The 11,220-nt window shown below is 73.5% G+C and carries 10 protein-coding genes; 6 read left to right on the forward strand and 4 right to left on the reverse strand.

Annotation, left to right across the window (positions count from 1 at the left end):
- Window positions 1–192: 192 nt before the first annotated feature.
- The gene (locus QMZ92_RS25800; protein WP_283299876.1) at window positions 193–1,269 is read right to left on the reverse strand and encodes a MerR family transcriptional regulator; all 1,077 of its coding nucleotides are present in this window, start codon (window positions 1,267–1,269) and stop codon (window positions 193–195) included.
- Between the two features lie 520 nt (window positions 1,270–1,789).
- Window positions 1,790–2,167 (reverse strand): hypothetical protein, encoded by a 378-nt coding sequence (locus QMZ92_RS25805; protein ID WP_283299878.1) that lies wholly within the window; start codon window positions 2,165–2,167, stop codon window positions 1,790–1,792.
- Between the two features lie 361 nt (window positions 2,168–2,528).
- Here QMZ92_RS25805 and QMZ92_RS25810 point away from each other — a divergent pair, with 361 nt between their 5' ends.
- Window positions 2,529–2,951 (forward strand): DUF7144 family membrane protein, encoded by a 423-nt coding sequence (locus QMZ92_RS25810; protein WP_283299879.1) that lies wholly within the window; start codon window positions 2,529–2,531, stop codon window positions 2,949–2,951.
- A gap of 356 nt (window positions 2,952–3,307) precedes the next feature.
- Here the strand turns inward: QMZ92_RS25810 and QMZ92_RS25815 are convergent, their stop codons facing one another.
- The gene (locus tag QMZ92_RS25815; RefSeq protein WP_283299880.1) at window positions 3,308–4,135 is read right to left on the reverse strand and encodes an MBL fold metallo-hydrolase; all 828 of its coding nucleotides are present in this window, start codon (window positions 4,133–4,135) and stop codon (window positions 3,308–3,310) included.
- A 284-nt stretch (window positions 4,136–4,419) separates the two neighbouring features.
- Between QMZ92_RS25815 and QMZ92_RS25820 the strand changes: the two genes are divergently transcribed.
- The 3 genes from QMZ92_RS25820 to QMZ92_RS25835 all read left to right on the forward strand — a co-directional run bounded on the left by QMZ92_RS25820 (window position 4,420) and on the right by QMZ92_RS25835 (window position 8,033).
- Window positions 4,420–5,106 (forward strand): TetR/AcrR family transcriptional regulator C-terminal domain-containing protein, encoded by a 687-nt coding sequence (locus QMZ92_RS25820; RefSeq protein WP_283299882.1) that lies wholly within the window; start codon window positions 4,420–4,422, stop codon window positions 5,104–5,106.
- A 145-nt stretch (window positions 5,107–5,251) separates the two neighbouring features.
- Window positions 5,252–5,710 carry a hypothetical protein gene (locus tag QMZ92_RS25825; protein WP_283299883.1) on the forward strand — a complete coding sequence of 153 codons (459 nt, stop codon included), beginning with the start codon at window positions 5,252–5,254 and terminating at the stop codon, window positions 5,708–5,710.
- 418 nt (window positions 5,711–6,128) lie between these two features.
- Window positions 6,129–8,033 carry an FUSC family protein gene (locus tag QMZ92_RS25835; protein WP_502962138.1) on the forward strand — a complete coding sequence of 635 codons (1,905 nt, stop codon included), beginning with the start codon at window positions 6,129–6,131 and terminating at the stop codon, window positions 8,031–8,033.
- A 178-nt stretch (window positions 8,034–8,211) separates the two neighbouring features.
- On the opposite strand, the gene QMZ92_RS25840 is transcribed toward QMZ92_RS25835, so the two are convergent.
- Window positions 8,212–8,622, reverse strand: coding sequence for an RNA-binding S4 domain-containing protein (locus QMZ92_RS25840; protein WP_283299885.1), 411 nt, complete (start codon window positions 8,620–8,622; stop codon window positions 8,212–8,214).
- Window positions 8,623–8,741: 119 nt separating this feature from the next.
- On the opposite strand from QMZ92_RS25840, the gene QMZ92_RS25845 reads away from it, so the two are divergent.
- Both QMZ92_RS25845 and QMZ92_RS25850 read left to right on the forward strand, forming a co-directional pair.
- Window positions 8,742–10,217, forward strand: coding sequence for an APC family permease (locus QMZ92_RS25845; RefSeq protein WP_283299886.1), 1,476 nt, complete (start codon window positions 8,742–8,744; stop codon window positions 10,215–10,217).
- 21 nt (window positions 10,218–10,238) lie between these two features.
- Window positions 10,239–11,201, forward strand: a complete 963-nt coding sequence (locus QMZ92_RS25850) for a hypothetical protein (RefSeq protein ID WP_283299887.1) — start codon at window positions 10,239–10,241, stop codon at window positions 11,199–11,201.
- Window positions 11,202–11,220 lie beyond the last annotated feature (19 nt).

Raw genomic sequence — 11,220 nt, forward strand, 5'->3', positions numbered from 1 at the left:
AGCAGGTCCGATGGCGGCTCTGAGCCGCGCCTCCCCGGCAGACCTCCCCCGGCCGCGCCCGCACGCCCGGACGGAGTTCGTGTGTTACCGGCTGGAAGCGCTGGGACCCCGAGCCGGGGGCCTGCCGGGCCGGGGAGCACGGGCCCGGCCCCGTGCGCACGGAGCCGGGCCCGTCCTGCGCGTGGCGTCAGCTCACAGCTCCACCACGTCGCCCACCACGCAGCCCACGTTGTCCGGGCCGCCCGCCTCGTTGGCGAGGACGATCAGTTCCCGTACCGCCTGCTCCGGATCGGCGACACCGGCCGCCACGCGACGCAGCTCCGTCTCCGGGACCACCGTGAACAGTCCGTCGGAGCACAGCAGATAGCGGTCCCCGGCCTCCGCGTCATGGAGGCGCAGATCGGGTTCGGCAGGCGTGTCCGCTCCGTCGAGTGCCTTGAGCAGCATGGCCCGCTGGGGGTGGCAGCCGGCCTCGTCCTCGGTGAGGCTGCCGTCGTCGATCATCGCCTGGACGACCGTGTGGTCATGGGTGATGCGGAAGATCCGCCCACCGCGCATCAGATAGGCGCGGCTGTCGCCGATGTGGACGAGACCGAGCCGGGAGCCGGTCCACAGAAGTGCCGTGAGGGTGGTGCCGGAGTCCGGGAGCTCACGGACGGCACGGTGGGCGAGCTGTACCGCGTCGGCAAGCATGTTGAGCAGTTCACCGGATTCGGCGGACACGCTCTCCAGCGGGCGCAGGGCGTCGATCGCCGCACCGCCCGCCCGCGCGCCCCCGCCGCCGTAACCGTCGGCGACGGCGAGCAGTCGCGGGCCCGCGTACACGGAGTCCTGGTTGGCGTCTCGCACGAGGCCGCGGTCGGAGAGAGCGGCGTAACGAAGCCCCAGAGGTGCGCCGAGTCGTTGCATCGGACGATCCTTTCTCGCTGCCGCGTGGGACAGCCGGTCGACGAGGAAGTCCGCGAGGTCGCGCCGTGCCGCCGTCTCGGCCTCCGCCCGCGCCCAGTAGGCACGGATGTCCCGGGCCGCCGCGTCCGGGTCCGTCGCGTAGAGCGCGCACACGGAGCGGATACGGGCGAGCGGCATGCCGATGCGCCGCAACCAGGCGACCAGCCGGGCGTGCTCCAGCTGCCCCGGGTCGTAGTAGCGGTAGCCGGTGAACGGGTCGACGCGGACCGGGCGCAGCAGATCCTGCTCGTCGTAGCGGCGCAGTGTCTTCGCCGAGAGCCGCGCGGCCCTGGCGAACGCCCCTATGGTCAGCAGTCCCATTCCGGCTTCCCCCCGCTTCCTCCTCGTACCGGGCGCCGCGCCCGGTACGGCCGATGCTGGGGTTTCCCCCGCCGGGAAGGTCAACAGGCGACCGTCACCGGAGCGGGAAGGACGACGGGATGCCGGCCGGTGGTTCCGCCCCGTTGGAGCCACCGGCCGCGCACCGCCACGCGCCTCGTACGGGTCATCCGGCGGGTGCCGCCCCCGGACCCGCGGCTCGAAGGTCCCGGGGACCGACCGGCTCAGCGGACCCGGGACCGACCGGCGGTCCCGCCGGCACCGGCCGGGCTCCGTTCAGCGGCCACCGGCGCCGGCGGGCTCCGGGCTCAGCGGCGGTTGCCTGGCTCCGGACCCGGTCCTGGTGTGCCGGTCCTGGTCGTGCACGAGGCGCCTCCCGCCGCCGTCCCCCGGGACCCGGCCGTCCTCCCGGTCCCACCCCGTAGGCGCGAGATCGCGAGGCGCGGCCGCCGGATCCGATCTGGCGGCTGCGCCCCGCGAGGTGCCCCAGGGCGAGGGACGATCAGTCCTCGTGCACGTAGAAGGTGTAGAACATCACGCAGAACGTGGCCGCCGCGATGATCACGGACAGGACCACCGACGTGAGGATGCTGTCGCCGGACAGGCTGTTGAGGTAGCCGACCGAGCAGCCGACGAGCGCCGCGTACGCCACCGCGCGCAGCTCCCGCGGGAGGCTGTGCTGGTAGCGGCCCAGTGCGTAGCAGAGCCCGGCGATCACCAGGCAGGAGATGAGCCCGATCGCGAACTGCGCGCCCGCGGACTCTCCGGACATGCGGGCGATGAAGGACGTGTAGAGGCCGTAGATCACGCCGATCACGGCCGGCAACGCGATGCCGAGGGTGGTGCCGTGGTGCCGCTCGGGCACCGCCGCGTGGGCCATGGCAGAGCTCCTTCCGCTGCCCCCGATACCCCCCTCCCACCAGCGCACACCCGGGCGGCGGGTGCGGCAAGTGGATCAGGCGGGGGCGCTCGGCGGACCGTGACGCGGGACATGGCGGCACCCGCGCCGCCCTGCGACGGCCCCGCCGCGGACGGGACCGGGCGGGGGGCGCCCGCGCGTCCGTCCCCGGACCGGCGTCCCGGCCCCCGCGATGTGCGCCGACCGAGCCGCGCACCTCCGGCGCGCCGGGGGTCTCCGGTGGCGCGGGGCGTCCCGCCAGGGTTCCACCGCCGGAAGCGTGCGTACCACGAACGGCTCAACAGAAATGTCCGCGATCGACCGTCCGGCTCATGCTGACGCCATGAGCCAACACACTGCACGGAGCACGCCCGGAGCGGGGCCGGACGCCGGCTGGGCGGCGGGGGGCACGCTCTTCGCCGGCGTCCTGATGACGGTCACGGGTGTCATCAGCATCTTCGAGGGGATCGCCGGGATCGTCGAGGACGAGGTCTACGCCCGGGTCGGCAGCTACGTCTTCTCGTGGGACCTCACCGCCTGGGGCTGGGTCCATCTCGTCCTCGGGATCCTGGTGGCGATCACCGGCTGGGGGATCCTCAAGAACCTGGACTGGGCGCGCTATCTGGGCGTCGCACTGGCTTCGCTCAACATCATCGTCCAGTTCCTGTTCCTGCCCTACCAGCCGGTGTGGGCGATCTTCTCGATGGCCATCTCGGTGTTCATCATCTGGGCGCTGGTGACCACGGAGTCGCGCACCGCGGTCTGACCGGGCGATCCGTCCGTGGGCAGCCACCCACGTGCCCCGGAAGGACCTCGCCGATCGGCTTCCCCACGTCCCGCACCGGGGCCCGTCGTGCCGCCGTTGGCACTCGCCGGCCCCTCCCGGGCATGGAACGGGCACGAGGCGAACACGCCGAGGGGGCGCTCGGATCGCCGAGCGCCCCCTCGGCGTCCCCTGCGGGTCCGCGCCGTGGGCACGGGCGCCTCAGCGGGCCGGCGGGCGGTCAGGAGCCGGTGCGCGACGGCGACTCGGGGCGTGGTGGCCCGCCGGTGCGGTGCTCCACCCGGTGGTGGGCCAGTCCACTGCCCGGGACCCCGCTGCCCGCGGTCCCGCCCGGCTCCTCAGCCGCCGTTCGCCATCAGCTCGAACTCGAACGGGTCGTGCGACGAGAAGATCCGCACGCGACGTGGATGGGACCGGCGCAGTCGGGTCAGCCGCTCCAGCTGGCCCAGGCGCATCTCGTGGTCGTCGGCGACGAGCCGCTGGTGCAGCGCGAGCGGCCGGGGGCAGCGCGGGCGGCGCAGGTCGATCTCGCCGTGGAAGAAGTAGGCATCGCCCGCGTGCAGCAGCCAGCGGTCCGGCTCCTGGACCGCTACCGCGCTGTGGCCGCGGGTGTGGCCGGGCAGCGGCACCAGCAGGATGTCGGGGGACCGCAGCACCCGGGAGGCCGGGAAGCCCATCCAGTCCGAGTCGGCGTGGTCGTGGACGACCCAGTCGACGCCGTGCGCCCACTGGGCGGGCAGGTAGCGGTTCGCCTCGAGGCGGGTGTCGCGCCGCATGGCCGCGCGGTACTCGTCCGCCATCACGTGGACCCGGGCTTGCGGGAAGTCCGCGAGGCCGCCGGCGTGGTCCAGGTCGAGATGGGTGATAACGATGTCCTGGACGTCGTACGGGTCGTAGCCAAGGGCCCGGACCTGGTGGACGGCCGTCCGCGACAGGTCCAGCACCGGCCGCATCGTGCGGCGGAAGAGAGTGCCGAGCCGCCGGGGATCGGAGACCTCGGCGGCGCCGAGACCGGTGTCGACGAGGACGAGCCCGGTCCCGGTCGCGATCAGCAGGCAGTGCGCCACGAGCGGGCCGCCGCCCAGGGGGCGCATCGGCGCGCAGTCGAGGTGGTGGATGGTGATGGCCGAGCGCAGTTGACGGGTCGGGGTCGTACGCACAGACATCTGTGCCTCCTGCTCACAGGGGGATACCCGGCGTGAGGCGGCCGGGCTGGGAGAGGATGGCGGCTGTGCTGTTGTGCTCGGCGGACCGTTCGCTCGTGGCTCCGGTCCCGGAAGGCGCTCATACGGACGGCCGCGTCGTGCGCGGCCGGTCCGTCTTGCATCTCGCCCTGCCTCCACAGCAGTTGCGCCACTTACACCGTAAGTACGAGACAGGAGCGAAGCACTTACGCTGTAAGTCGTCAAGCGTTACCGCGCGTAGCCACCCGAAAGAGGAGCGGTCGTTCATGGCCCGAGGAGCACGACCTGAAGTCCCCGCACCTCGCGAGCCGTTGAGCCGGGACCGGATCGTCGGGGCGGCACTGGTGATCATCGACGAGGAGGGCGTGGAGGCGCTGTCCATGCGCCGTATCGCGGCCCGCCTCGGCGTCCAGGCCATGTCCCTCTACAACCATGTGCGGAGCAAGGACGACATTCTGGACGGGGTGACCGAGTTCATCACCACCGACATGCGGATGCCGCGCCGGGTGACGGGTGGCTGGGAGGACGGCATCCGCGACATCGCGTACGGCTTCCGCAGGGCGTCCCTGCGCCACCCGCAGGCCTGCGAACTGGTGCTGATGCGACAGTTGTCCACCCCCACCGCGCTCGCGCCGGTGGACACGATGATCGCGATGATGCTCGACCACGGCTTCGACGAGGAGATCGCGGTGCACGTGCTGCGGCTGTTCATCTCCTTCCAGGTCGGCACCCTTCTGCAGGAGGTCCGCAGCGCACCGGGGTCGGGCCGCGAAGGCCGGGGCCCGGACGAGAGGCTGGCCGCCCGCACCGCCTACTTCGCCGGCTCCGGTTTCCCCGCCGTCGCGAAGGTCGCACCGATCCTGGCCGTGAACGACCACGAGGCCGAGTTCGCCTTCGGCGTCGAACTGCTCATCTCCGCACTGCGCGGACTGGCCCCGGTGGCGCAGGACTGACACGGCCGGCCGGCGCCGCGGGGTCGCGGCCCGCCCGTCCCACGGCTCGGCGGTACCCGGGCCGGTGCGGACAGGAGCCGCGGTCCGGTCTCCGCACCGGTCCACCGAGTGGCCGAACCCGGGCCGGGGGCGCACTCTGGTGCGTATGAGATCGAGCCATGGCACACGGAACGCCGTCGTGGCCGCCGCGGCCGCCGTCGCGCTCGCGGCAGGGATGACCGGCTGTTCGAACGACAGTGGCGAGACGCCGAAGTCGGTGGCGTCCAAGGCGGGTGAGGCCGTCGAGTCGGCGACGGCGGCAGCGGCCTCCGAGATGGCGAAGATCAAGGGCGGTCTGAACGCCAAGGCCGACGTGAAGGCCGGGCCCACGGAGGCCGTGAACAACCGCCTCTCCAACGAGATCACCGCGACGAACCCCACCGACACGGCCGTCGACTACACGGTCCTGGTCAACTGGAAGGACAGCAGCGGGAATCTGCTCGACGCGACCGTCGTGTCGATCGACGCGGTTCCGCCCGGCGGCACGAAGTCGGCGACGGCGCAGACCCATCGGGACCTGTCCGGTACGCCGCCGGCCGAGATCGGACAGGCGCTCCGGCACTGAGAGCCCGGCACGGCGGCTGCGCCACGGCGCCCGGCCCCGTAGTCCGACCGGACGGGCAGGCCGCCGGTCCCGTGCCGAACCCTGCCGGGCTGTTGGGCCGTTGGGCGCGAGCGGGCGACGCGCCCCAGGGCAGCCGATCCGGCGTCGGACGGCACCGCCCCCTGCTCACCGGAGTGATGAGCAGGACCGTCCGGACCCGACCGGCGATCCTCGGGCGTGAGGCACCCCGCACCCGCGTTCCCGAGCCACGGACACGATCCGGTCCGCCGGACGCGGACCGTACGCGGGGGACCAGGACAGCAAGAACCGTTCGGAATGTCCGCAGTGACCAGGCATGGGTCCAAGACCCACTCCTGCCCGCTGATGAGGAACGGTGACCGTGAAGGAGCGAGTTCGGCTGGCGCCGCCGGCGTGGCTGGTGTCGGGGCTGCGCCCGCAGCGCACACCGGTCAACCGGGCGGCGGTTGCCCGCGCCGCCGTGGCGCTGTCGGCCCCGCTGGCGGTGGGCTTCGCCACGGACCGGCCGGTGTACGGGGCGCTGGCGTCGATGGGCGCGCTCTCGGGGGTCATCGGCGACACTGCCGACGCCTACCGGATGCGGATCTTCAACATCGCCGTGCCCCAGGTCTTCGGCGCCGTCGGCGTCACGCTCGGCACGCTGGTGTACGCCCAGGGGTGGCTCACCGTCGCCGTCCTCACGACCGTGGCCCTCGTCTCCGGGATGATCTCGTCGATCGGCGCCGTCGCCTCGGCCTCGGGACTGCTGCTGCTGCTCAACGCGGTCATCGGATCGGGGCTGCCGCTGCCCCGGCCCTGGTGGACCGCACCGCTCCTCCTCGGGCTCGGCGGTCTGCTCGTACTCGCGCTGGCCCTGCTCGGCTGGCCGCTGCGCGGTGGCGCGCCCGAGCGGTCGGCGGTCGCCCGCGCCTACCGGGCGGTCGCCGACCTGCTGGCGGCGGCCGGCGGAGACACGTACGACGAGCGCCGCCGGGCCGTCACGCAGTCGCTCGACGACTCGTACGACCTGATCCTCGCCCGCCGCGCCCGCGACCACGGCCGCAATCCCATGCTGGTCCGGCTGCTGGCGCAGCTCAACGCCCTGGTCCCGGTGGTCGAGGCGGCCCCCGCCGCACACCAGCGCGGCCGCGCGCTGCCCGCCGCGGTCCCCGCGGCGGTACGGACGCTCGCCGACGCCGTCGAGCGTGGCCGCTCGAGCCCGTACGAGCCGCACCTGCCGCAGCCCGCCACACCCACCGAGCGCGCGGTCGACCACGCGCTGCGGCACGCGACGACCGTGGTCCTGGGGCCGGACCCCGATCCCCACAGCCTGGACGACCGCCTCGGCCGGCCCGCCGCGCTCGGGACCCGTGTCCGCCGCACGACGCGCGACGTGCTGTTCTCCGAGGCGTCCTGGCGTTACGGTCTGCGCCTCGCGCTCTGCATCGGCCTCGCCCAGGCGCTGGTGTCGATCGTGGAACTGGACCGGTCCTACTGGGTCGCCCTCACCGTCACCTTCGTCATGAAGCCGGACTTCGGCTCGGTGTTCTCCCGCGCGGTGGGACGCGGACTGGGGACGGTGGCGGGCCTGGTGGTCGCGGCGGCCGTGCTGACCGAGGTGCCGCGCGGCTGGTGGGACGTGCCCGTGATGGTCCTCCTCGGCGGACTCATCCCCGCGTTCTCGGCGAAGGGGTACGCCTTCCAGACGGCGGCGATCACCCCGGTGATCCTGCTGCTGTCCGACCTGCTCAACCGCCAGGGGATCGGGCTGGTACGGGCACGTCTCGTGGACAGCCTGATCGGCTGCGCGATCGCGCTGGTCGCGGGGTACCTGCTGTGGCCGGAGAGCTGGCACAGCCGCATCGGGGACCGGCTCGCGGACTCGGTCGACCACGCCGCGAGCCATGTGGCGCTGGCGTTCGGCACCGACGCCCGCCGGGGGGAGCGGGCGCGGTCCCGGCGCCGGCTGTACCGGGACCTGTCGGCCGTGCGCTCGGAGTTCCAGCGGGCGCTCACCGAGCCGCCGCCCACGGGCACGCGCGCGGCCGCGTGGTGGCCGCTCGTCGTCGCCGTCGAGCGGATCGCGGACGCGACGACCGCGGCCCGGGTCCGGGTGGACCACGGCGCCCCGCCGCCCACGCGGAGCGAGGTCGACGAGGTCGTACGGCACCTGCGCGAACTCGCCGGGGACATCCGCTCCCGGGAGGAACCCGCCGTGGTGCGGACGCCGCTGGAGGGCGAGGAGAGGAGCGTCCTCGAACCGCTCCGCCAGGAGGTGACGGCGGCCCGCACGATCGCGTCCCCGTCCCGCGCGCCGGGACCGTGACGGCGGAGACGGACCGTCCGGGGCGGGAGGCCACGGCAGGCGGCGATGCCACGGCCACCGGGCGGGGCGCACCGCGCCCGGGGGCCGGACCGCCGGCGGGTCCGCCCCCGGCTCCGACCCGCGGCCCCTCACCCCGCCTGGCGCAGGCCGGACTCGGCACCGACCCGCGGCGTCCCCGTCACCGGGACGGGTGGCCCCGGCCGTGGAGGCGCTCCATCTCCCGCCGGTCGCGCTTCGTCGGCCGGCCCGCGCCCCGATCCCGCACTCCCGTCGGTGCGGTGAGTTCGCGCGGCGGGGGCGGCGGGCTGTTGTCCACGTAGCACTGCACCGCGGCGGGCGCCCCGACGCGCTTGCGGATGATGCGGGAGACCACCACGATCCGCTCCCGGCCCGCGTGGAAGAGACGCACCTCGTCCCCGGCCTTCAGCGCGTGCGCGGGTTTGACGCGCTCCCCGTTGATCCGGACATGGCCTCCACGGCAGGCGGTGGCCGCCTGCGAGCGGGTCTTGGTCAGCCGCACGGACCAGATCCAGCTGTCGACCCGCACGGTCCCTTCCGCGGCCCCCGGGGCCCCCGCGTCATCCGCCATACCACCGAGGGTACGGCGGACGACTACGATGCGCTCCGTCCCCCCGTCGCGGATCCACCCCTTCAGCGCGGCCGAGACCCTGATCCATCGCCACATGCCCTGCCATACAAGGACATTCGATGAGCAGCAACCCCGGCAGAGGGCTCCAGCCCAACGCCCTCGGTACGTTCGACACCATCGTGATGGCGGTCGCCGGCAGCGCCCCCGCCTACTCGCTCGCCGCGACCACCGCCGTTCTGGTGGGCGCCGTGGGACTGGCCGGTCCCGCCGCGCTGCTGTACTGCGCGATACCCATGCTCGGCATCGTCCTGGCCTTCGGCCGTCTCGGCCGGATCGACGTCAACGCCGGAGCCAGCTACTCCTGGGTGGGCCGCACGCTTCACCCGTTCCTCGGCTTCCTCTCCGGCTGGGCCCTGGTCGTCTCCGCGACGATCTTCATGGTGGCCGGCTCCCTGCCGGCCGGTGCGATGACCCTCGCGCTCTTCGACCCGGACCTCGCAGGCGACACCGGACTGGCGGCCCTGGTGGGCGCCTGCTGGTTCCTGGTGATGCTGCTGGTGGTCCTCGGCGGGGCACGGCTGACCGTGCGGGCACAGCTGCTGCTGACCGGCGTCGAGGTGCTGCTGCTGGTGCTGTTCCTGCTGGCCGCGCTCCTGCACAAGGGCTCCGCGGCCGCCTTCGACTGGTCCTGGCTGGGCTTCTCGCACTTCGACGGCGCCTCCGGCTTCGCCTCGGGCGCGCTCATCGCCGCGTTCTACTACTGGGGCTGGGACGTCACGAGCAACCTCAGCGAGGAGACGCGCGACAGCCGCAGGACGGCCGGTGTCGCGAGCCTCGTCGGCGTCGGCGTGGTGCTCCTGCTCTTCGTGGCGTTCACGGTCGCCGTCAACGTCATCCTCACGTCGGAGCAGAGTCTGGCGGGCGGCGGCAACGCCCTCGGCGTGCTGGGCGACGAGATCTGGCCCGGCGTCGGCGGCAAGCTGCTGATCGTCGCGGTGATGCTGTCGACGGTCGCCACCCTGGAGACCACCCTGATCCAGGTCACCCGCTCGCTGTTCGCGATGGGCCGGGACCGCACGATGCCCCCTGCCCTCGGCTCCGTGCACGAGCGCTGGAACACCCCCTGGGTCGCGATCGCCGTGGTGGGGGCGGTCGCGCTGGTGATGCTCTTCGCCGCGACGGCCCTCGGCTCGGTCGGCGACGTGCTCTCCGACGCCGTCAACGCGATCTCCCTCCAGATCACCGTGTACTACGGCCTCGCGGGCATCGCCGCAGTCGCCGCGTACCGCGGCATGCTGCTGACGTCGGTGAAGAGCTTCCTGCTCGGCGGGGCCTGGCCGCTGCTCGGCTCGGCCTTCATGTTCTGGATCTTCTTCGAGTCGCTGAGCGAACTGAGCACCGCCTCGATCGTGATCGGTCTCGGCGGGCTGGCGGCCGGGGTGGTCCCGATGCTCTGGTACTGGCGGCAGGGCAGCGCGTACTACCGGCCCGCGAAGCTCGACGCGGCACGGGCCATCGAGGCGGAGGCCGCGTACTCCGGTGCCGCCTCCACCCGGCACGACGGTCCTCGCGACGCCATGGCGACGGACTTCTGACCGCAGAAAGCAGGCTGGGACATGGTTGCTGCTCGCCGCCGTTTCGAGCCGGTCCTCGACCCGGACTTCGGTGACCGGGCGCTGACGGAGGCCCGCCACGACATCGTGATCGGACGCTGGCAGGGGGTGCGCGACCTGCTGCACGCCACCGGGCCGGACTGGCCGCGCCGCACCCACCGGCTGCGGCAGCTCTCGCACGTCGCGGCGGGGTCCTCGGCCGTCGAGGCGTGGTGGGCGGCCGAACCGGAGAACCCCGACGCGGCCGTGCTGCGCGCCGCGACCACGGTGGTTCGGGTCTTCGACGACGCCATCGCTCGGGGCCGGGGCACCTCCGTGGACCGCGACCGGATCGACGTGGCGGTGATGGCCTGCATCGGTGCCGCCGAGGCGGCGCCCGCGGACCCGATGCCGTGGGTGTCGCTGCTGACGGTGGCCCGGCTCTACGACGGCGGTGTCGGGCGGCGTCAACTCCGTTCCTGGTGGGACGAGTTGCGACAGCGCGACCCGGACAACGTCGAGGGCCACGTGCAGTTGCTGCGCTACTGGTCGGCGCGCTGGCACGGCACGCACGGCTCCATGTACGACGTCGCCCGCGACGCGGCGGGCGCGGCCCCGCCCGGCTCCCCGCTTCCGGTGCTCGTGCAGATCGCCCGGGTGGAGGAGTTCCGCTATGTGGCCGAGGGCTCCCGCGGCCGGGCCCCGGTCCGCGACTTCGGCCAGCACTGGAAGCACGAGCTCGCGGTGACCGAGGTGCGGCGCACCTGGGAACGCTGGATCGGCGGCCGGCCGGCGGGCCCGGTCCTCCCCGAGGAGGTGGGCGAGCTGAACCATCTGACGCACGCCGCCTGTTACGCGGGCGAGACGGACATGGCACGCCGGCTGTTCGCGATGCTCGGCACGCGGGCGGCACGGGTCCCCTGGTCGTACACGGGCGACCCCGCCGAGCAGTTCGCCCGGTTCCGCGCGGCGACCGCCTCCGACTGATGCCCCGGCCGGCGCGGAG

The sequence above is a fragment of the Streptomyces sp. HNM0645 genome (genome assembly GCF_030056615.1).
In the GTDB taxonomy this organism is placed as follows: domain Bacteria; phylum Actinomycetota; class Actinomycetes; order Streptomycetales; family Streptomycetaceae; genus Streptomyces; species Streptomyces marianii.

What these genes read in the sequence shown, in the direction of transcription:
- QMZ92_RS25815 (WP_283299880.1), bottom strand. Translation starts at nt 4,135, where the DNA reads ATGTCTGTGCGTACGACCCCGACCCGTCAACTGCGCTCGGCCATCACC.
- QMZ92_RS25800 (WP_283299876.1), bottom strand. Translation starts at nt 1,269, where the DNA reads ATGGGACTGCTGACCATAGGGGCGTTCGCCAGGGCCGCGCGGCTCTCG.
- QMZ92_RS25825 (WP_283299883.1), top strand. Translation starts at nt 5,252, where the DNA reads ATGAGATCGAGCCATGGCACACGGAACGCCGTCGTGGCCGCCGCGGCC.
- QMZ92_RS25805 (WP_283299878.1), bottom strand. Translation starts at nt 2,167, where the DNA reads ATGGCCCACGCGGCGGTGCCCGAGCGGCACCACGGCACCACCCTCGGC.
- QMZ92_RS25840 (WP_283299885.1), bottom strand. Translation starts at nt 8,622, where the DNA reads ATGGCGGATGACGCGGGGGCCCCGGGGGCCGCGGAAGGGACCGTGCGG.
- QMZ92_RS25810 (WP_283299879.1), top strand. Translation starts at nt 2,529, where the DNA reads ATGAGCCAACACACTGCACGGAGCACGCCCGGAGCGGGGCCGGACGCC.
- QMZ92_RS25820 (WP_283299882.1), top strand. Translation starts at nt 4,420, where the DNA reads ATGGCCCGAGGAGCACGACCTGAAGTCCCCGCACCTCGCGAGCCGTTG.
- QMZ92_RS25845 (WP_283299886.1), top strand. Translation starts at nt 8,742, where the DNA reads ATGAGCAGCAACCCCGGCAGAGGGCTCCAGCCCAACGCCCTCGGTACG.
- QMZ92_RS25850 (WP_283299887.1), top strand. Translation starts at nt 10,239, where the DNA reads ATGGTTGCTGCTCGCCGCCGTTTCGAGCCGGTCCTCGACCCGGACTTC.